This window comes from Bacillus sp. sid0103, assembly GCF_019219025.1.
Genome location: NZ_JAHUWN010000021.1, coordinates 41228 through 61039, shown reverse-complemented (window position 1 = coordinate 61039; position 19812 = coordinate 41228). Strand labels below are relative to the sequence as shown.

The window sequence follows — 19812 nt, the reverse complement described above, 5'->3', positions numbered from 1 at the left end:
TGTGTAATCCTGAATTTCCATTTTCTTTCATTGTCAAATTCTAGCGGTTTGCCGCGGTGAAGTAAAACAAAACAAAATGAAGTGAAAATGGAATTAAAAGAAATAAATAAATATTTTAACATAATCAACGATTATACAGGACTTTTTAGCCAATCACCTATATAATAGGGGTATTAATATTATTTTGGGAGAACGTTTAGTAAATTTTCGAAAATAAATGAAAGGGTGAAACTATGTTTGCAGATCAACGCAGAAATTTAATTATAGAATTACTGACAGAAAAAGGAGTAGTAACTGTAAATGATTTGACCAGTTTACTTAATATTTCTGCAGCTACCATTCGATCTGATTTAAATCAAATGGAAAAACAAGGTCTGCTTCTTCGTACGCATGGCGGAGCGATGCTGAAAATGGAAGATACCAATAAAGAAACAGATCAACTCGAGAAAAATTATGAAATTCGTGAAAAAAAATTCCGTGCGGAAAAACAAAGAATTGGTAATAGAGCGCTTAAATATATACAAGAAGGGCAATGCATCCTTCTAGATGCTAGTACGACCTGTTTTGAACTCGCAAAATATTTAAGTGAGACAAAAATGAAGTTAACCGTCGTCACGAGTGGAATCGCTACAGCGGCCATGCTCAAAGAAAATCCATATTTAACAGTCATTATCATTGGCGGGATCGTTAGAAATTCTTCCAATTCAGTCGAAGGGTTATTGGGAGAAGAGCTGTTAAGAAAAATCAATATCGACCTTTTATTTACTTCAGCCTATGCTTTTAATATTCGAGATGGCCTATCTGATTTCAGCTTATATGAAGTGGAATTAAAAAAGGTCATGGTTTCCGTTGCGAATAAAGTCATTGCCTTGCTAGATCATAGTAAAGTAGATAAAAGTTCGATTGCAACCTTTGCACGTCCAAATGAAATCGACTTATTTATTACCGATGAGCCTGTTTCTGAAGAAATAAGCGACTTCTTCGCGGCCAATCGGATTGAACTGGAGATTGCGGAATAGGGTACAGACGTTGAGTAGGGCGATAAAGGATGAGGAAAAGACAAGGGCGTCGAAACTGCACTTGTTTTTTGAGTCTGAAATATCCTTAATAATGCTATAAGTAAAATTATTAGAACATTAACAGAATCTATTGAAGTCATCTATAAACTAATTTAGATTGAGTGCTTCTATTCCTTAAATATTTGTGAAATAAAGTTCCTTGTATAATATCAGTGAGCGTGGTCTGATAGTTTCTACCTGGCAGCCGTTAAAAATGCCGGACTACAAGGGAGTATGAAAGAATCGTATTATTGTTCCAGTTTTAAGAGTTACTTGGATGATTGTACCCTGTTTATTAAAGCAGTCCTTACTTTTTCATGCTTTCTGTCCTGTGGTGGAAGGTGTGAAAAGGTAAGGATTTTTTTCTATACAAAAAATTATATACCAAAGGAGTTGATCACGTGTACTTTTTGTTTAATGTACTAGGTCTAATAGTAATGATAGTCTTAATATACTTTTGCTCTCCTAATAAAAGAAGGGTGAAATGGAAATCCATTGTAACATTGCTGGTCGTAGAATTACTGATCACATGGTTTATGTTATCGACAAAGATTGGGTCTTGGATGATAAATAAAATAGCATCGTTCTTTAATTGGTTAATTGCTTGTGCAAATGAAGGGACCTCATTTGTATTCCCTTCCGTTATGGCAAATGAGCAGGTGGATTTCTTTTTTAGTGTGTTAATGCCAATTATCTTTATTATCACGTTCTTTGATATTCTAACGTATTTCGGAATCTTAACATGGATTATTGATAAAGTGGGCTGGCTGATTTCGAAAATATCAGGGTTGCCAAAGCTTGAGAGTTTCTTCTGGATTCAAATGATGTTTCTTGGAAATACAGAAGCACTGGACGTTATCCGGCAGCAGCTCTCGGTATTAAAAGAACATCGCCTGCTTACGTTTGGGAAGAAAAATCGAGTATTATTGGAAAAAATGTCTGGAAGCTCTTGATGATTGGTGTGGGATTATTTGTTTGGTAAAAGAGCGTGGTACTTCTTACACGAATGCAATTTCGTAACAAAGAACGGAAAACAACGTGATCTATTTACTGTAAAAGGCGAACGGTAGCTTTGTTAGCCTTTTATCTTTCGGAAAAAACTGAAACCAAATGGGACTATTTTCGTATAAATAATACAAAGATAAAAAGGAGAGGTATGTAATGTTCTTAGAAGAACTAGAACAAGAGGAGAAAATTGCATTTCTGGAACTGGCTGCACTGCTAGCCAGAATTGATGGCAAATTATCGATATATGAAAATTCCTTATTAAAACGATATCAAAGGGAAATGGAATTGGAGGATTATAAATTAAGAGGTCTCTCCTTAGAGGACATTTTAAATGAATTTAAAAGTGAACGCTCCAAATATATTGTCTTAACCGAAATCTTCCAGCTCATCTATTCAGATGGAGTTTTCCACGATCATGAAAGCGAATTTGTCCACATTATTAAGACGCACTTCGGATTCGCTTCAAGCGAATTTGGGACTTTTAAGGATTGGGTTGGAAAAATAAAAGAATTATCCGTATCAAAGCGAGAGCATTAAAACATCTGAAATCTCTTAAATGGAGAATCTCAATATCGGTCACAAGACAATTCGCATAAGAAAACGAAGTAAAATACACGTAAGAATGGTTCGAAGTCTTCTCCAAGCCATTCTTTTTTTATGCAGTTTTTTTTTGGGGGGGAATTTGTGTGTGATTCGGACCAGGATGGGGGAAATTCTGTTGGTGCTGTCAGAATGGGGTTCGGATTCCGACAACTTTGAGGGATTTCCAGTGTATGCTGTCCGAATAAGCCTCACATTCGGACACCCGAAGTCCAATTTCAGTAAAAGCTGTCCGAGAAGGCCACGCATTCAGACAACCTATGGCTTATTTCAGTAAAAGTTGTCCGAATCCCCGTCGCACTCAGACCAGCCAAGGCTAATTTCAGATACCCCCGTCCCTAATCCCCCACCCAGCATTCAAACAACCCCGAGTATTCAATTAAAAAGTAACTCCAATGAGGTTTAATAGACTCTTACTATTCCTACCACTGATTTACTTATATTATAATAATAGTAAAATATTTCTAAAACGAGGCAATCTGCCATGGATATCTAAAAAGGGAGGGAAAATGGTGAAAGCAATTATCGCGACGCAATTCGGGGGTCCTGAGGTTCTTAAGTATACAGATATTGAGATTCCAAGTATTAAACCTTCACAGGTATTAATAAAGGTTGAAAAGACTAGTGTGAATTTTGTGGATATTAAAACAAGGTACGGTAAAAAGGGCGGCGGAAAGGTTCCGTTTGTTCCGGGATTGGATGCTGCGGGGGTTATCGAAAGTGTCGGTTCGGAGGTTCAACGTTTTAAGGTTGGACAAAGAGTGGTCGCCTTCCCTGCAAACGGCTCCTATGCCGAATATATCGTCGCAGAGGAAACCCTTACTTTTGCCATTCCAGATCATATCGGGTTTGAAACGGCAGCTGCATGTCCGACCGTTTCTTTTCTAGCTTACAAACTTCTTGCTGACATTGCGAGAATCGAGAAAGGCGAAACAGTCCTCATCCATTCGGCTGCAGGAGGAGTGGGCACAACCGCCATTCAATTAGCAAAGCTACTAGGTGCCGGGAAAGTGATTGGAACAGTTGGAAATGAAGTCAAGGCAGCGGTTGCTTTGGAGGCAGGGGCGGATCATGTCATTTGCTATGAAACAGAAGATTTCGCCACACAAGTAAATGAGTTGACAGATGGCAAAGGGGTCAATATAATTCTCGATTCAGTTGCTGGGTGGGTTTCGGAAAAAAGTCTAGAATGCCTTGCCCTATATGGACGCTTAGTTCATTTTGGGAATTCCAGTGGTATTGCGGGAAATTTTAAAACGAGCGAATTACATTCCAGCTGTCGTTCTATCCTCGGATTTAGCCTAGGTACAACAAGAAGGCTTAATCCGCAAATACTAGAAGACACTGCACAACATGTTTTCAAATATCTAGCAAATGGAAGTTTACAAATAAAAATCGGGCATACCTTCCCATTGAAAGATGCGGCCTTAGCCCACGTATTAATAGAAAGCCGTCTAAGCAAAGGAAAAGTGTTGTTGGATGTAACTAATTAAACTTACATCAGATGACTGGCATCTTTCGAAAATATGAAGACCGTTTAGGACACTAATATAGGAGAGACAAATATGAGAAAACTATTGATAATCGTTTTTTCAAGCATTCTGTTAGCTGGATGCGGTAATGACACATACGATAAAGCCCTTGAACAAGGAAAATTGGCATTGGCAAAAGGGGAGAATGAGAAAGCGCTCGGCCTTTTTGAACTAGCATTAGAGGAAAAACCAAATGATAAAGAGGCAAAGCAAATCTATCAAACATTACAAACGCTGGCTCTAGTTCAAGCAGGTGTAGAAAATAAACATTGGGATGAAGCCTTAACGAAAGGAAATACCCTGCTCAAAGAAAAGAATTTATCGAGCAGCATTAAAAAGGAAATAAAGCAATATTTAGAAACAGCAGAGGCAGGAAAGACACAATTTAATGTAATCTCAGAAAAAGTAGAAACAATTAAACTCCTAATTAGAGAAAAGAAGTATAAGGAAGCTCAAAAACTCATTAGTGAATTAAAACAAGATGAAGGGGCGAAAGAGGCATTAACTACTTTTTCAGAGGAAGTAGATAGATTGGAATTAACAGCAATTGAAGAAATAAAGAGGCAAGCTGCAGCAGCTGCACGAATCGAAGCAGAAAGGAAAAAGAATCAAATTAGCTGGAAAACCTACCATAACGGGAGATTTGGTTTTACGATTAACTATCCAAAGGGCTGGGTTTTAGGGCCTGAACCAACAAATGGTGATGGAAGGGCGCTGTATCAAGGAAATGATGCAGAGGTAGTTGCCTCTGGAAGTAATTATAGGGAAGAGTATGCGGGGGACATTTCTAATTATAAAAAAATAAAAACAAACACGGGTTTTGACGCTTTTTTATTAGAAGAAAATAATGGTTCTGAAATGACCTTTGATGGGCTCATCATTAATGGTGAAATCGAATTTCATTTAAGTGCCACAATGAATCAGAGTTTTTATAATAAGTATTCGGATGTACTTAAGAAGATGTTTTTCAATGTAAGTTTAGATTACAATACCAGTCAATAAGACCGACGCTCAAAAAAATACACTGGCCCCTATCCTTATTAAGGACAAGGGGCCAATTTTATTCTCAAAGTAGAGTTATTACGAATATAAATTATTCCTCTTCTGTATAAGCTTCAGTGGTCGTATCCATGCACTCCCAACATTCACTTCTATTCCTCTCATACTTGGACAATTCACTCCCACATGAAATGCAAAAATCCATAAGAATCGATTCCCCTTTCAAGTGAAAAATTTAATAATGTTAAAGCTATTTGTTTATTTATATTCCAACATAGCTTGTTAGATAACCATGTTCCAGCAATTAAAAACAAATCATTTGTTTATTACATTCACACACGAATGGCAGATACTCTACTGACACACTGGGGTCAACACCCTATTTAGAATACCAGTCTAATCAGGTTTTGTAATTTTTCATATTAATATAGTAATAAACTCTCAGGAGGTGAAATGAATGAAACGTAGGAAAGGGAGCCTGCTGCCGCTATGTATTTTTCCAGGCTATCGGTGGTGCGGCCCAGGATGCAGCGGGCCGGGTAGACCCATTAATGATGTTGATAACTGCTGCTACCATCATGATCGCTGTTTGAGCCAAGGTAATTCCCCATGTTATTGTGATAAGCAATTTATGAAATGCCTCAGCTCAAAAATAGATCCCCATACGCAAAAAGGTAGAAATGCACGCTTAATGTACGGGTTCATGAAACTGAAAACCACGTTCACCTGCCCAAAATAGTTGCTATAATGTTAACCCACTAAACGGATGCCCGAACTCAACCTAAATTTAATCATTGTCCGATATTGATTTGTCCTGCCGCTCTGAATTAGTTAAACTATATGGAGGATAGATTTTCCTAATCGTATGTAGGTACCTAATAAATGGGTGGGAGAGAGCATTAGATGAGTAGAAGAGTAGTGATTACAGGTATTGGAGCAGTCACTCCTTTGGGGAATGATGCTCATTCAACATGGGAACAAATTAAAAGTGGTGTATCTGGTATTGGTCCTGCCACCATATTTGATGTAGAAAAAGTGGATATCAAAATCGCAGCAGAAGTAAAAGGCTTCGCACCAGAAGAATTTATGGATAAAAAAGAAGCGAGAAGAATGGGTCGTTATAGCCAGTTTGCTGTGGCAGCGAGTCAAATGGCTGTAAAGGATGCAGGGATTCAAATCGGAGAGGATATTCAACCTGAACGGGTTGGTGTTTGGATTGGATCCGGCATTGGCGGTTTAGGTGAGTTCGAGGAACAACATCGGAAATTTATTGAAAAAGGTCAAAGAAGGGTCAATCCGTTTATTATTCCCATGTTTATCCCGGACATGGCGGCTGGACAAGTTTCTATTGCACTTGGAGCAAAAGGAATCAACAATTGTTCGGTTACGGCATGTGCTTCAGGCGCCAATTCCATCGGTGATGCATTCCGAGTGATTCAAAAGGGGGATGTTGATATGATGATTGCTGGTGGAACAGAAGCAACGATTACAGAGATGACCGTTGCCGGATTTTCTAATATGACAGCCCTTTCAAAAAATCCAGATCCGAAAACAGCGAGCCGGCCTTTTGATAAGAATCGTGATGGATTTGTTATAGGGGAAGGCGCAGGAATTGTAGTACTAGAAGAATTAGAACACGCTATCGCCCGTGGTGCGACCATATATGGAGAATTAATCGGATATGGAGCTACAGGTGATGCACATCATATTACCACACCTGCAGCAGACGGAGAAGGTGCGGGACGTGCAATGAAATTAGCATTAGACGATGCGGATATTTCCCCTGAACAGGTTGATTACATCAATGCTCATGGGACATCCACATATTATAATGATTTGTATGAGACATTAGCCATTAAAGAAGTTTTTAAACAACATGCCTATCAATTATCGGTCAGTTCTACCAAATCAATGACCGGTCATTTGTTGGGAGCGACAGGGGCTATTGAAGCCATTTTCTCTGTTTTAGCCATCAAGGAAGGAATCATTCCGCCAACCGTCAATTATCAAACACCGGATGAACAACTTGATTTAGATTATGTCCCTAACGTGGCAAAGAAGAAGGATCTTCAAGTGGTTTTATCCAACTCATTAGGATTCGGCGGCCATAATGCCACATTGATTTTTAAAAAATTTAACGCGTAACGATAGCAAGCAGTTAAAACTAGGTGTCTAATATCATTAGATACCTTTTTGTATTTTTCTTATAGGCTCTGTTAACCTTGCCTGTTGATTTCCGCTCCAGGCGCGTGCGGTTCGTGGGCGGTCCGGGGAGCCTCCTCGTCGCTGCGCTCCTGCGGGGTCTCCCCTGCACCGTCCTCCCGCAGGAGTCTTCGCGCCTGGAACGTTGATCAACAGGGTGCCAAAATCAACAATAAGCTTTAACATAGCCTTCTTATAAAAAAACAAGTCGATAAAAGGCATTTCTTCGTTTATTAATCACTCTTCGACACGCTTCCCAATCATTCGTTACTAACCAAACGTTTGATTAGTAATATAATCAATCCTTCAATTAAAAGGATTTTTTCCCGGGAAATGGAGAGAAGAATGTCGGAATTCGATTCGACATAAAAAGACCGGGTATCGCTGCCCGGTCCTCTTATGTCTATTGAATTCTTTATTTAGGAAATTACGGTGCTTACGCTTTTCTTATTTGTTTGCTACGTAACTGTCCGCACGCCGCATCAATATCTGTTCCATGTTCTTGACGGATTTTGCAATTAATCCCGCCCTTTTTCAACGTATCATAAAATGACAATACCGATTCAGTTTCACTTCTTTGGTATTGACTATGTTCATCGACCGGATTATATGGAATTAAGTTTACATAGACTTTCTGCCCTAGAGAACGCAGGAGTTCGGCAAGTTGCTCGGCTTCCCGCTTATGATCATTTACATCTCGCAACAGAATATATTCAATGGTTATCCGACGGTTTGTTTCGTTTACGTAATATTCCATCGCCCTCATTAATTTTTCAATAGGAATGGCACGGTTTATTTTCATAATACGCGTCCGAAGTTCGTTATTTGGCGCATGCAAGGAGACGGCCAGGTTTACCTGTAGACCTGTATTCGTAAACTCGACAATCTTGTCCGCGAGACCGCTGGTTGATACGGTGATACGTCTAGATGCAATCGCAAGCCCTTTATCATCTTTAATGACCTTGATAAAGTCTAATAGGTTTTCAAAATTATCAAATGGTTCACCAATCCCCATCACGACCACATGACTGACTGTTTCTCCTTGACCTTTGCTGTCCAGATGGAGTTGTACGTTCATAATCTGCTCAACAATTTCCCCACTGGATAAATCCCGGCTTTTCGCTAATAAACCACTTGCGCAAAAACTGCAGCCGATGTTACAGCCTACTTGCGTTGTCACACAGACAGAAAGACCATATTTCTGACGCATTAGAACCGTTTCAATTAAGTTGCCATCTTGCAGTTTAAACAGAAACTTAATCGTGCCATCAGCTGATTCTTGCTTAATGTGCTCCTGTAGGGTTTGGATCTCGAAGTTGTCTGATAGTAATTGAAGACATGCTTGATTTACACCCGTCATTTCCGAGAAAGCTGTGACACGCTTTCGATAAAGATTTTCCCAAACTTGTTGTGCCCGCGACTTCTTCTGACCGTGCTCTTCAAGCCAGGCTGCCATTTGATCTATCGTTAATCCATAAATGGACTGTTTACTCATGATTTCCCCTCTTTTCGTAACAATAAAACTTCCTAAAATTTATCTTGTCAACTCAGATTGCTATATATTTGTAGTGAAAAGACTTTAAATAGAATTAAACACCTCAAAAGAAATTTAAAAACATTATCTATTATACCAAGAAAAAACGAATAATAAAAAGTTACCTATAATTGGTTGTCAAAAAAGGTGTCAGGGACCATCCTTGACCAATCGGTAGTGCCTGACACCCTATTATTTTTTGGGAGGATACAAATGGGATATATGGAAGAGTTGCGAGCTATTATTGGAAACCAGCCACTTATTTTAGTAGGTGCTGTGGTGGCTGTTATTGATGAAAAAGGAAAAATTCTATTACAAAAGAGACCTGAAGGCGTCTGGGGACTTCCAGGCGGGCTATTAGAATTAGGGGAATCGGTTGAGGAAGCTGGAAGAAGGGAAGTTTTTGAAGAAACAGGCGTTGAAATTGGCCAACTTCAATTAGTTGAGGTTTTTTCAGGTAAACAGTATTTTCGAAAGTTGCCAAATGGTGATGAATTCTATCCAGTCACGATTGCCTATTTATCAAAAGATATTAAAAATCACACGATTCAAATTGATAGGAAAGAGACGATTGATGCAGGATTTTTCCCAATACACGAGTTACCGGAACATACAAGTCCATTGGTCAAAACGATGATACAACGATTTGCTAATATTATGGCCTAGTCATAGTGAGGAGTTTATTCCCGCGAAAGGGCATTTGGGAGTACGAACAGTGACAAGGCATCTAGCCTTATAATAAAATGAACTTTAAAGGCTTTCTAAACTTAAAAAGGAGTTTAGATAATTATTAATAGTGTTTGCAACAGGAGGATTACTTGGAATGACAACAGTAGGGACCTTTAATGGTGTTAATGGAACGGAACTATTCTTCCGAGTGATTGAACCATTAACAACTCCAAAAGCGGTGGTTATTTTAGTTCATGGACATGGCGATCATAGCGGAGGGCTACAGAATCTAAGTACCAGTTTGGTTAACCATAATTATATAGTTTATGCCTTTGATTTACGCGGTCATGGAAAAAGTGCTGGTAAAAGGGGATTTATCCGGAGTTGGGATGAATTTAGAGGCGATTTACACGAGTTCCGTAAGCTTGTTTCACTTGATCAGCCTAATCTGCCTTTGTATATTGTGGGACATAGCATTGGCGGATTGATGACTCTCGACTATGCCTTGGACCATACTACCGGCATTTCAGGAATTATTGCGATATCCCCCGCTATTTCTTATGAAGTGAAACCGTTTGAGCAATTAGGTATAACCCTTATGGGGAAAATTAAACCAGACTACAGTATCAATAAAGCTCGGAAAATCCGATTAGTGAAGAAAAGCTCAGCACAGCATGCGAAATATTATTCCGACACTTTACGTCACAATATCGTTACGCCTGGCTTGGGAAGCGGATTGATCCAAGCAATAACCCGTTTAGAAAATCTGGCACAATCACTAACATTGCCGTTATTATTGCAATACGGGCTTGACGATAAAATTACTCCGCCAACAAAACTGAACCAATTTTTCCATCTGATTTCATCCAAGGAAAAACAGTTGTATGAATATCCTCTGGCCAAGCATCGTCCCTTTGATGAAGTAGGAAACGAGAAGTTTTTAGGAGATTTACTTGGATGGTTAGACCAACAGATTGTTAAAAAGCAATACAAAGAGATTGGATAAAGGATGGTAAAAGAGGATTTGTTCGAAGAAAACAGGAACCCTAGGTTTCTGTTATACTATATTATGATTGCGTTTACATTTTTGATAAAGTTATCACTTAGCCTTAATTTTGTCTAATGACTATCTACTTACATATATGAACGATGAAATGAGGGTGTGTTAGAATGAGAATTCAAATCTCTGATGAGAGTCATAATCCTGAGGTGGTTTTTGATGGCCGGAAAATTATTACATCCTCCTCGGCTTTTGGGATTCTCAGGCAACAACTGGTCAAGAATATTGGGATAGAAAGAATTAAAGGGTTTCTGTTTCACTATGGTTGGGAAATGGGCGTTAATGATGCGAAAGACGCTATGAAAGCCGATTTACCATTAGAAGATTTAATCAAATTTGGACCAATTCGACATATTGAGAATGGTCATATTAGCGGGATTCAACATGAATGTACCTATGAGCTCGATGTCCAAGATAGCCTGAAGTCTTTCTTTTCATCAGGTAATTGGGTGAATTCCTATGAAGCCATGAGCATATCAAACAATTAGGAGTTTCAAAGGAACAGGTCTGCCATACTCTCATTGGTTATGCGAGCGGTTTTATGACAACGATATTCGGAGAAAAGCTTCTGGCAAAAGAGGTTACCTGTGTGGGGAAAGGGGATGCCGAGTGTCGTTGGATTATTAAGAGACAAAGCGACTGGGAGAAAGAATCGGGCAGTGATCTCCAGCAATACAATGCTCCTCCCATTTTGAAGGAACTGGAGTATACGTATGACCAACTGTTGGAACAAAAAACGGTTGTAACTCGATTGGCTAATTTTCAACAGAAATTAACTGAAGAAATCATTAATGGAAGTCAATTACAGACCATAGCCAATAAAGTTTCATCCATCCTGCAACTACCGATTATTATTAAAGGAGTAGATCATCGGACCATTACGTATGCAGGGTTGTCGGAAGATAGGTATGAGGAACTGCAAAGTGAGTTCGTACAATTTCTTAACGGCCATGAAAAAAAGGATCAGTTTTTCATAAAAGCTAAACAGCCACTGCCATTTCGGAAAAAAATAATCAAAACCGACCTTCAGGAAAGGCTGATGACACCTATTCTTGTCCAAAAAGAAGTATTAGGCTATTGTTCATTTATTTATGAAGGGGCAAAAACGGAGCAGCATGAAGAAGATTACCTGCTTCTTGATCGGTTTGCCAATGCTGTTTCTCTCATTCTATTAAATGAAAAGACAAAGTTTGAATCGTTTGAGAGAATGAAAGGAAATTTTTTAGAACAAATATTGGATGGAAAGCTGACTGAAAGTGAAATGATCAACAGAGGAAAATATACAGGTCTAGACCTGGGACAGCCTTTTTATATAGCAGTCATGGAATATAAGAAAACGCAAAGTTCAATTGAAGAAGAATTCCTATTACAGGAACAAATTTTTGAGTCGACATTTCGCTATTTCAATGGAAAAAGACCGAGTATATTAGCAGGTAGCGTGATGGCAATATCATCTTATTACTAACAAACGAAACCCTTAAAAATTCTACCATCAATCATGTGATGCAGGAATTTCATGGTGAGTTGATGCACAATTACCCGCACGGTGATTTTAAGTTTGGCATCAGTAATGTCAGTGACCAAATTGATAAAGCATCAAAGTGTTTTGAGGAAGCTATGATTGCCTTACGTTTAGCCGTCAAAAAGGAGATTGTTTCATTTCACTCATTAGGAATTGTGGGGGTACTGATTAACTCCAAAAATATAACCGGGATCGAAATGATCGCAGAGCAGGAGTTAGGGCCTTTACATAAGACGGAGAATCCAAAAATAGTTGAATTACTTAAAACCTTATACATCTTTTTGTTAAATGGAGGAAAACTCGAGCAGACGATGAATGATCTGTCGCTGTCGATGAGTGGATTAAGACACAGAATCAATAAGATTGAAAGTTTACTAGAAAAAGACCTTCGTGACCCGAATGAAATGTATCAATTATTACTGATTATCAAATCACTGATTGCCTTAGGAAAACTAAAATTCGATTAAATAGATAATAGAGACGATCAGCCAGCTAAATCTGGCTGGTCTTTTTTTGGTTACTAAACCTTCTAATGAACAAAAATGTACAATTTTGAAGAAAAACATGAACAGTTTTTGTTCTAGTCTGAAAATTTAAAACTATCTACACTATAGATAGACGTTCTTAAACAATATAAGCAAGCGGTAAAAGTTATAAATGTAAACGGTAACAAAACAGTCTTATGAGACCTTCCCCACTGCCTGTAGTGATTGGTGGAAGATGAGAAACCAACAAAACAAATTTGAGAGAGGTGCAATCATGGGAAATTCAGCGTTACAGGAAAAAAGTTCAACCATTGAAGAATTATTATCTGGAGCAGAAAGAGTCGGTAAATTAGCAGAACAAGAAGCACAGGAAACAGAGAAAAATGCAACCATTTCTGAAAATGTTATCAACCTCATGAAAGAAACACAAATTACTAGATTAATGCTTCCAAAAAAGTATGGTGGACCACAAGCAGATTTAAAAACGTTTGCGAAAATTGTTCGTAAGGTGGCTAATTATAATCTTTCAGCTGCCTGGCTTGCCTACTTATACCCACTCCATAATATGCTGCCTGCCTTTCTTCCGCAAAAAGGTAGTGATGAAATCGTCAATCAAGGTGGGTTAATCTGTGATATCTTTGCGGCATTAGGAAAAGCGGAGAGAGATGGCGATGGTTATCGCATTAACGGGAAGTGGAACTTTGTAAGCGGTGTTTTATATAGTGATTGGGTTGGGGCTGGTGTGATGATTCAATTCCCTGACAGTGATAAACCGGAGTATTGCCTGCCAATGCTGCGGACATCAGAGATTGAGATTATCAACAATTGGGATACATTTGGACTGAGAGGCTCAGGCAGCAACCAGATTATCGCGGATAACGTGTATGTCCCAATGGAAAGAATCCTCCGATTAGATCAAGCGGAAGCCACGAGAAGGCCGCCTGAAGAAGATTACGATCAGGGTTATCCTTTTTATAAAATTCCGTTTTATCCCGCTTTCTATCTTGGCTTTGCCTACATGGCGCTTGGAGGTGCAGAACGTATTTTGCAAGAATTTAAAACACTCACCGAAAAACGTGTCCGCTTGATGGATGGTGTACGTGAAAGTGAGTCCCCAAGAAGCCAACGAGTACTAGCTGAAATGACCACTGAATTTCATGCAGCTGAAAGCTTGATGGAAAAATATATTGATCTATTAGAAAACTATGAAAAAGATGGGATGGTCACGTCACCGGCAGAATTTTTCGCAATTCGGACAAAGGCCATCAAGATTTGTGTAGATATCGCAGTCCGAGCCCTATTAACGCTTGGAGGTGGAGCGCTTTATAAAGGCGGTCCAATGGAATTGTTCCTTAGAGACATTATCTCTGTGGCAACGCATAAAACATCCTTGTATGAGGATTCAGTTGCTGCCTACGGAAAAGAATTATTTGGTTTTCAATCAGGAGTAAGAGGATAAAGTCTATTTCTAACATAACATCTTGAAATAAAAACTAGTTGCAAAAACAGGAGGATAATAAATATGGATGATCGTCAATTCCGGCAAGCAATGGGGAAATTTACAACAGGTGTAACAGTTATTGCGACAGATTTAGAAGGAGATGTACATTGGATGACAGCGAATGCTTTCATGTCCGTGTCACTTGATCCAAAGCTTGTGGTTATTTCTATTGGAGAAAAAGCTAAAATTCTAAACAAAATTAAAGAAAGCAAAATATTCTCTGTCAATATCTTGGCTGCAGATCAACAGGAGTTGTCGATGATATTTGCCGGCCAGGTAAAGGAACATCGGGAAGTTATGTTCGAGCGGTTAGATGGAAAACCAGTTATCCCTGGTGCAGTTGCTCAAATTTCTTGTGAGGTGTCGGCAGAGCATGTCGAAGGGGACCATACCCTGTTTATTGGAAAAGTAACCGATATTCACCTTGAAAATGTGGAACCACTGATCTTTTACAGCGGCCGTTATCGCTCTTTAGTAGAAGTACAACCTGTCTCAATATAGGTGCATGAAAGGAGACGTATGAAAACCATTTATTTGAACCAGGAAAATTTGGATGCTTGGCAGAAAGAGGCGAGGCCAAATGTCATGGCACTTGGATGTTTTGACGGGCTCCATCATGGACATTGTACGGTGATTAAAACAGCTTTACAAAAGGCAAAGGCGCAGCAGGTCCCTTTAGCAGTCATGAGTTTCTTTCCTCATCCGAAAACAGTGATATCAAACGGTAAAAAACAAGTTCACTATTTAATGCCACTTTCTGAAAAAGAGGCGCGGCTTCGGGAGCTAGGTGTCGATACCTTTTATATTGTGGAATTTGATCAACCCTTTGCTGCCTTAACACCGGAACAATTTATTGCCCAGTATTTGTTAAAGCTCGGCGTCATCCATGCTGTTGCAGGGTTTGATTTTTCCTATGGCTGTCGCGGGGCAGGGCATATGGACCGGCTCCAAGAGGATTCGGGTGGTCTGATTGAGGTGACGAAAGTAGCGAAAGTGGAGTACTGCGGGGAGAAAATCAGTTCAACTTGTATCCGAGAACGATTGCTAACAGGGAATGTTGAGGACCTGCCTGAGGTTTTAGGGCGCTCCTATGAAGTGAAATGTGATTGGGATGGATATGTACTAAATCCCCGTCCTTATTTTACTCTCCCCGCCCCAGGGCGCTATGCCGTTACTCTGAAAAAAGAAGCCGTATTTATGAAGGCGGAAGTGATGGTCGTAGCAAAGACAGATGGTTTATCGCTTAGTTGTATGACAGAGGTTCCCTCACTCATGAAGGGTGAACTGTCGATTGTTTGGCACCATCGGATTCGGGAAGAAGATTTAGCAAAGAACCAACTCATCTCATAGGTTAGTAATTAATTTTTTAAAAAGGAAGTGGGAGAAATGGCTGACATTATTGCAGGTGTGGCAATGTCACACAGTCCAATGATCATGACAAATGAAGCAGGTGCTGGAGAAAAAGGGCAGCGCTTTCTTCAAACTGCAGCAGAAATGAAAAAATGGTTAGAAGAAGTTGGAGCCGATGTAATCGTGTTGATATCCGATGATCATTTTAATAGTTACTTCTATGATCATATGCCTTCATTCACGATTGGATTAGGCGAGTGTGAAGGGTGGGGGGACTGGCAGCTGCCAAAATACAAAATTCCTGTCCAACAAGAATTGGCAAAACATATTCTCCAGACGAGTATAGAAAAAAATATTGACTTTACTTTCACATTGAAAATGAAGGTGGACCATGGTCATACGCAAGGAATCTATTTTTTAAATCCAGATCTGCAAATTCCGGTTGTTCCTATTGCTGTGAATACCAGTGCACCACCACTGCCAACCATGGATCGCTGTTTCCAACTTGGGGAAGTAATCCGTTCGGCCATTGAATCATGGGATAGTGAAAAAAAGGTAGCGATTGTCGCTTCTGGCGGTTTATCGCATTGGGTGCCTATTCCGAAAATTGACAGTGAAAAACCAGAAGATCAAACGTTGATTAAAGTGTTAAAAAATGGCCGCCAGGAAATCGAACAGCTTGATGAATATTTACAAACACGAGAAACGCGGGTCACTCGGATTAAAACAGGTCCAGTGAATGAGCAAGTCGACCGAGAATTTTTACGGCTGGTTTCCGAAAAGGATTATGCAGCATTAAGAAACTGGAGTGCTGAATTTATTGAGGAAAACTTAGGGAATGGCGGCCAAGAAATTCATAACTGGCTTGTCTTGTTAGGGATACTTCAACACTTTGATCCAGAAGTGGCGTGCTACGAGCCGATACCAGAATGGGTGACAGGAATGGCGATTGTTCAGTTCAATTCGCCCGTCTACCAAACTAAACGTAAAAACGTGTCTGAATACGAAGTCAGTAAATAACAATTAAAAAAAGGGAGCGAGTGATTGAAATGACAATCTGGACAGAATTATCCGATATAGAATTCAAACTTTATTATGTCGATGCGAACGGAATCAAAACAAGAGTGCTGGAAGCTGGAACGGGGGAACCGCTCATTTTGCTTCATGGGACTGGCGGCCATATTGAAGCCTATGCCAGGAATATGAAAGGGCTAAGTAAGCATTTTCGCGTCATTTGTATCGATATGGTTGGACACGGCTATACAGCAAAACCTGATCGCCCATACGGAATTGACTATTATAGCGAGCATTTATTAGGCGTTATTCAGGCGTTGCATCTATCAAACGTATATCTTTCAGGTGAATCGTTAGGAGGATGGGTGGCGGCTTGGTTTGCAGCGGAACATCCACAGTATGTGAAAGCAATGGTACTAAACACGCCTGGAAATGTAAACAACAAGCCTGAGGTCATGAAAAAGCTGAAGGATTCGACGTTAAAAGCCGTTCTTGAGGCAAACTATGAAAATGTGAAAACTCGACTTGAGTGGTTAATGTTTGATAAAAGCCAAGTGACTGAAGAATTAATCGAATCACGCTATAAAATATACACGCAGCCATCCTATCAAGAAGCCGTTCATCATATTGTTTGCCTTCAAGATATTGATGTAAGAAAGTTATACAGTTGGGATTCATCATGGTGCGGCAAAATTAACGTGCCAACTTTGCTGGCTTGGACGGACCATGATCCAACTTCATCAGTGGAGGAGGCGAAACCGATTCAAGATATGATCCCCAATAGTGAATTAGTGGTCATAAAAGATGCCGGGCATTGGCCACAATGGGAAAAACCAGAAGAGTTTAACCATGTATTAACGGATTTCCTTCTAAAAAATAGTAGGGAAAATCTCGAGGATGCCAAACTCGTAACGAATAAGTAAGACGTCGGTGGAAGACGAAAAAAGCACTATTTAATTGATTCAAAAGCTGATAGTTTAAAACGCTGAATCTTTGAATAGTGCTTTTTTTCGTAGATTTTTAAAGAAAAGAGGTTTTTTCAATGCGTAACCAAGTAATTCCACGCGTCAATGAGGCTTATGAGCATTTGATTCAAGCAGAAAGAGAACAGAAAATGGTCTCTCCACTTACGGATTTGTATCCGGATCTAACCATTGATGAGGCCTATCATGTACAAATCAAAGCGATTGACCAAAAACTACAAGCCGGTCATCGCATTGTCGGCAAGAAAATTGGATTAACCTCTCACGCCATGCAGAAGTTGTTGGGGGTTGATCAGCCGGATTACGGTCATTTATTGGAACATATGGAAGTACCGAATAATGGCATCATTCAATTGGACCAGCTTTTTCAGCCAAAGGTAGAAGCGGAACTTGCCTTTGTCCTCCGTAAAGACCTAAATGGTCCAAATGTGACACTGGAGGATGTATTAGAGGCAACAGATTATCTGGTTCCTGCTTTAGAAATTGTCGACAGCCGAATTGTTGATTGGCGGATTAAATTACAAGACACGATTGCAGATAATGCTTCATGCGGTCTTTATGTACTTGGGAATGAACGGATTTCCGTTGCCGATAACGATTTAACCCAAGTCGAAATGAACCTTTTTCGAAATGGTGAATTAATGAATACAGGATATGGTGCTGATGTATTAGGTCATCCTGCAACATGTGTGGCCTGGCTGGCCAATAAATTATCAGAGTATAATGTTGCCCTGAAAGCAGGAGAAGTCATTTTATCAGGGGCACTTTCAGCTGCCATTGTTGCCCAAAAAGGTGATCGATTCACAGCTGGTTTTACAAGGATAGGGAAAGTAGAAGTGAGTTTTGAATAAATAAAATCGGGGAGGTCCTATATGGGTCACAAGAAAACAAAAGGTACCGGCATGTCAAAAATGACATGGACGGTAATCGCACTATTATTCTTATTAACGGTCATTAGTAATGCGGATAAAGCAATTATCGGGTTTGCATCGGTCCCAATCATGAAAGAACTGGGATTAAGTGCGGAACAGTGGGGTGTGGTAGGGAGTGTTTTCTTCTTATTATATTCGATTTCTGCTGTTCTTGTCGGGGCACTAGCAGACAAAGTCGGGACAAAAAAGGTGATTGCCGGAATGGCAGTCATTTGGGCTCTTATTCAGTTTTCCACCGTGTTTGTATCTAGTTTTACTTACTTGTTAATTACTAGAATCATTTTAGGTGCGGGGGAAGGACCTTCCTATTCATTAGCCATGACCGCAGCATCCAAGTATCTTCCAAAAGAGAGACTTGGAATTGGTTTAACACTCGTATCTGTCGGTGGTCCTCTTGGGGTTGCGATTTCAGCACCAATTTTAATGCATATCATCTTAACAGAGGGTTGGCGTGCTGCGTTCATTGCAACGAGGATTGTAGGCGTCATTTGGGTTATTGCCTGGTTATCGCTTGTGAAAGAGAAAAAGAATTTTGAAGTGGAAGTTTCAGGAGAAAAAGGCGGGCTGGAACAAGCGGTCTCACAAGAGGAATCAAAGTTCACTTCTATTCTATTTTCTAAAAATTTCATCCTCATTGCTTTATGCGGTTTTGCAACCTATTGGTCCTTTACCATTGGACTAAACTGGCTGCCAAATTATCTCGAGAATGTTCGTAAATTAAGTGCTGAACAATTACAGATTGTAGTTGCATTACCTTGGATTCTAATTACCGTTTCACAAATCGTCTTTTCCACTTTATCTGACCGTCTTTTTTATAAAACAAAGAGTGTGGTAATAGGACGAGTGTTTGTTCTAGGACCTGTTTTGCTGGCAGGAGCGGCGTGCTATGTTCTTGGCACAATGGTCACTTCCAACATCTTGGCCATTGTTTTCTTATCACTCGGTTTAACATTTGGTTGTATTACATTAGTACTTGGGCCTGCAATATTAGTAGAGTTAGTAGCGAAAAAGCATCAAGGGAAAATTCAAGGCTGGTTTATGGCGTTAACCTCCTTGGGCGGAATAGTTGGACCATATGTGACAGGCTACCTTGTTCAACATTCATCCAGTCCAGCAACAGGCTTCCACCATTCATTCCAGGTTTGCGGATTGGTCCTTCTTGTTTTTGGCGGACTAGTATGGGCTGGCGTCCGTCCTAAGAAGTCGGAAAATTTAGCTAACGTATTAACTGTTAATCAGGTGCAGAGCTAATGGTGGATTTGCAGTAAAAGCGGAGACATCTAAACAGGGTCACTTTAGCGGTTGCAAATGTTAACTTATACGAAAACACACGGCATTTTAGATAATATGCCGTGTGTTTCTT

Annotated in this window: 20 protein-coding genes, 1 pseudogene and 1 riboswitch; of the genes and pseudogenes, 19 read left to right on the top strand and 2 right to left on the bottom strand. The window is 39.8% G+C overall.

Annotated elements, in window-relative coordinates; genetic code table 11:
* Window positions 1–233: 233 nt before the first annotated feature.
* The 7 genes and pseudogenes from KW850_RS21575 (at window position 234) to fabF (ending at window position 7342) form a co-directional block, all read left to right on the top strand.
* Window positions 234–1019 (top strand): DeoR/GlpR family DNA-binding transcription regulator, encoded by a 786-nt coding sequence (locus KW850_RS21575; RefSeq protein WP_218349827.1) that lies wholly within the window; start codon window positions 234–236, stop codon window positions 1017–1019.
* 179 nt (window positions 1020–1198) lie between these two features.
* Window positions 1199–1303, top strand: a riboswitch (purine riboswitch).
* 156 nt (window positions 1304–1459) lie between these two features.
* Window positions 1460–1966: pseudogene (locus tag KW850_RS21570) on the top strand (Na+ dependent nucleoside transporter N-terminal domain-containing protein); the annotation flags it as partial.
* Between the two features lie 253 nt (window positions 1967–2219).
* A complete protein-coding gene (locus tag KW850_RS21565) occupies window positions 2220–2603 on the top strand; it encodes a hypothetical protein (protein WP_218349826.1) in 384 nt (127 codons plus the stop codon).
* A 575-nt stretch (window positions 2604–3178) separates the two neighbouring features.
* The gene (locus tag KW850_RS21560; protein WP_218349825.1) at window positions 3179–4159 is read left to right on the top strand and encodes a quinone oxidoreductase family protein; all 981 of its coding nucleotides are present in this window, start codon (window positions 3179–3181) and stop codon (window positions 4157–4159) included.
* Window positions 4160–4231: 72 nt separating this feature from the next.
* A complete protein-coding gene (locus KW850_RS21555; protein WP_218349824.1) occupies window positions 4232–5200 on the top strand; it encodes a hypothetical protein in 969 nt (322 codons plus the stop codon).
* Window positions 5201–5654: 454 nt separating this feature from the next.
* Window positions 5655–5936 carry a phospholipase A2 family protein gene (locus KW850_RS21550; RefSeq protein WP_218349823.1) on the top strand — a complete coding sequence of 94 codons (282 nt, stop codon included), beginning with the start codon at window positions 5655–5657 and terminating at the stop codon, window positions 5934–5936.
* 164 nt (window positions 5937–6100) lie between these two features.
* A complete protein-coding gene (gene fabF / locus KW850_RS21545) occupies window positions 6101–7342 on the top strand; it encodes a beta-ketoacyl-ACP synthase II (protein ID WP_218349822.1) in 1242 nt (413 codons plus the stop codon).
* Window positions 7343–7378: 36 nt separating this feature from the next.
* On the opposite strand, the gene KW850_RS21540 is transcribed toward fabF, so the two are convergent.
* Together KW850_RS21540 and rlmN are read right to left on the bottom strand one after the other, a co-directional pair.
* Window positions 7379–7585, bottom strand: a complete 207-nt coding sequence (locus KW850_RS21540; RefSeq protein WP_218349821.1) for a hypothetical protein — start codon at window positions 7583–7585, stop codon at window positions 7379–7381.
* 250 nt (window positions 7586–7835) lie between these two features.
* Window positions 7836–8894: a dual-specificity RNA methyltransferase RlmN gene (gene rlmN, locus KW850_RS21535; RefSeq protein WP_218349820.1), complete on the bottom strand. Its 1059-nt coding sequence runs from the start codon at window positions 8892–8894 to the stop codon at window positions 7836–7838.
* Between the two features lie 252 nt (window positions 8895–9146).
* Between rlmN and KW850_RS21530 the strand changes: the two genes are divergently transcribed.
* The 12 genes from KW850_RS21530 (at window position 9147) to KW850_RS21485 (ending at window position 19700) form a co-directional block, all read left to right on the top strand.
* Window positions 9147–9599: an NUDIX hydrolase gene (locus KW850_RS21530; protein WP_218349819.1), complete on the top strand. Its 453-nt coding sequence runs from the start codon at window positions 9147–9149 to the stop codon at window positions 9597–9599.
* A 157-nt stretch (window positions 9600–9756) separates the two neighbouring features.
* Window positions 9757–10608, top strand: coding sequence for an alpha/beta hydrolase (locus tag KW850_RS21525; RefSeq protein WP_218349818.1), 852 nt, complete (start codon window positions 9757–9759; stop codon window positions 10606–10608).
* Between the two features lie 164 nt (window positions 10609–10772).
* Window positions 10773–11150 carry a XylR N-terminal domain-containing protein gene (locus KW850_RS33480; RefSeq protein WP_256358375.1) on the top strand — a complete coding sequence of 126 codons (378 nt, stop codon included), beginning with the start codon at window positions 10773–10775 and terminating at the stop codon, window positions 11148–11150.
* Window positions 11138–12127, top strand: coding sequence for a 4-vinyl reductase (locus KW850_RS33475; RefSeq protein ID WP_308128836.1), 990 nt, complete (start codon window positions 11138–11140; stop codon window positions 12125–12127). The genes KW850_RS33480 and KW850_RS33475 overlap by 13 nt, the downstream gene beginning before the upstream one ends.
* 62 nt (window positions 12128–12189) lie before the next feature.
* Window positions 12190–12651, top strand: a complete 462-nt coding sequence (locus tag KW850_RS33470; RefSeq protein WP_256358379.1) for a PucR family transcriptional regulator — start codon at window positions 12190–12192, stop codon at window positions 12649–12651.
* A gap of 292 nt (window positions 12652–12943) precedes the next feature.
* Complete coding sequence (locus KW850_RS21515; RefSeq protein ID WP_218349817.1) at window positions 12944–14128, top strand: acyl-CoA dehydrogenase family protein; 1185 nt, start codon at window positions 12944–12946, stop codon at window positions 14126–14128.
* A gap of 63 nt (window positions 14129–14191) precedes the next feature.
* Window positions 14192–14671 (top strand): flavin reductase family protein, encoded by a 480-nt coding sequence (locus KW850_RS21510; protein ID WP_218349816.1) that lies wholly within the window; start codon window positions 14192–14194, stop codon window positions 14669–14671.
* An 18-nt stretch (window positions 14672–14689) separates the two neighbouring features.
* A complete protein-coding gene (locus tag KW850_RS21505) occupies window positions 14690–15520 on the top strand; it encodes an FAD synthetase family protein (protein ID WP_218349815.1) in 831 nt (276 codons plus the stop codon).
* Between the two features lie 36 nt (window positions 15521–15556).
* A complete protein-coding gene (locus KW850_RS21500) occupies window positions 15557–16540 on the top strand; it encodes a DODA-type extradiol aromatic ring-opening family dioxygenase (RefSeq protein ID WP_218349814.1) in 984 nt (327 codons plus the stop codon).
* A 29-nt stretch (window positions 16541–16569) separates the two neighbouring features.
* On the top strand, window positions 16570–17457 hold the full coding sequence (locus tag KW850_RS21495; RefSeq protein ID WP_218349813.1) for an alpha/beta fold hydrolase: 888 nt from the start codon (window positions 16570–16572) through the stop codon (window positions 17455–17457).
* A 119-nt stretch (window positions 17458–17576) separates the two neighbouring features.
* Window positions 17577–18368 carry a 2-keto-4-pentenoate hydratase gene (locus KW850_RS21490; RefSeq protein WP_218349812.1) on the top strand — a complete coding sequence of 264 codons (792 nt, stop codon included), beginning with the start codon at window positions 17577–17579 and terminating at the stop codon, window positions 18366–18368.
* A 21-nt stretch (window positions 18369–18389) separates the two neighbouring features.
* Complete coding sequence (locus tag KW850_RS21485) at window positions 18390–19700, top strand: MFS transporter (protein WP_218349811.1); 1311 nt, start codon at window positions 18390–18392, stop codon at window positions 19698–19700.
* Window positions 19701–19812 lie beyond the last annotated feature (112 nt).

Coding starts and splice junctions, on each gene's coding strand:
- KW850_RS21575 (WP_218349827.1), top strand. CDS start 234: ATGTTTGCAGATCAACGCAGAAATTTAATTATAGAATTACTGACAGAA.
- KW850_RS21565 (WP_218349826.1), top strand. CDS start 2,220: ATGTTCTTAGAAGAACTAGAACAAGAGGAGAAAATTGCATTTCTGGAA.
- KW850_RS21555 (WP_218349824.1), top strand. CDS start 4,232: ATGAGAAAACTATTGATAATCGTTTTTTCAAGCATTCTGTTAGCTGGA.
- KW850_RS21550 (WP_218349823.1), top strand. CDS start 5,655: ATGAAACGTAGGAAAGGGAGCCTGCTGCCGCTATGTATTTTTCCAGGC.
- fabF (WP_218349822.1), top strand. CDS start 6,101: ATGAGTAGAAGAGTAGTGATTACAGGTATTGGAGCAGTCACTCCTTTG.
- KW850_RS21540 (WP_218349821.1), bottom strand. CDS start 7,585: ATGTTAAAGCTTATTGTTGATTTTGGCACCCTGTTGATCAACGTTCCA.
- rlmN (WP_218349820.1), bottom strand. CDS start 8,894: ATGAGTAAACAGTCCATTTATGGATTAACGATAGATCAAATGGCAGCC.
- KW850_RS21530 (WP_218349819.1), top strand. CDS start 9,147: ATGGGATATATGGAAGAGTTGCGAGCTATTATTGGAAACCAGCCACTT.
- KW850_RS21525 (WP_218349818.1), top strand. CDS start 9,757: ATGACAACAGTAGGGACCTTTAATGGTGTTAATGGAACGGAACTATTC.
- KW850_RS33480 (WP_256358375.1), top strand. CDS start 10,773: ATGAGAATTCAAATCTCTGATGAGAGTCATAATCCTGAGGTGGTTTTT.
- KW850_RS33470 (WP_256358379.1), top strand. CDS start 12,190: ATGCACAATTACCCGCACGGTGATTTTAAGTTTGGCATCAGTAATGTC.
- KW850_RS21515 (WP_218349817.1), top strand. CDS start 12,944: ATGGGAAATTCAGCGTTACAGGAAAAAAGTTCAACCATTGAAGAATTA.
- KW850_RS21510 (WP_218349816.1), top strand. CDS start 14,192: ATGGATGATCGTCAATTCCGGCAAGCAATGGGGAAATTTACAACAGGT.
- KW850_RS21505 (WP_218349815.1), top strand. CDS start 14,690: ATGAAAACCATTTATTTGAACCAGGAAAATTTGGATGCTTGGCAGAAA.
- KW850_RS21500 (WP_218349814.1), top strand. CDS start 15,557: ATGGCTGACATTATTGCAGGTGTGGCAATGTCACACAGTCCAATGATC.
- KW850_RS21495 (WP_218349813.1), top strand. CDS start 16,570: ATGACAATCTGGACAGAATTATCCGATATAGAATTCAAACTTTATTAT.
- KW850_RS21490 (WP_218349812.1), top strand. CDS start 17,577: ATGCGTAACCAAGTAATTCCACGCGTCAATGAGGCTTATGAGCATTTG.
- KW850_RS21485 (WP_218349811.1), top strand. CDS start 18,390: ATGGGTCACAAGAAAACAAAAGGTACCGGCATGTCAAAAATGACATGG.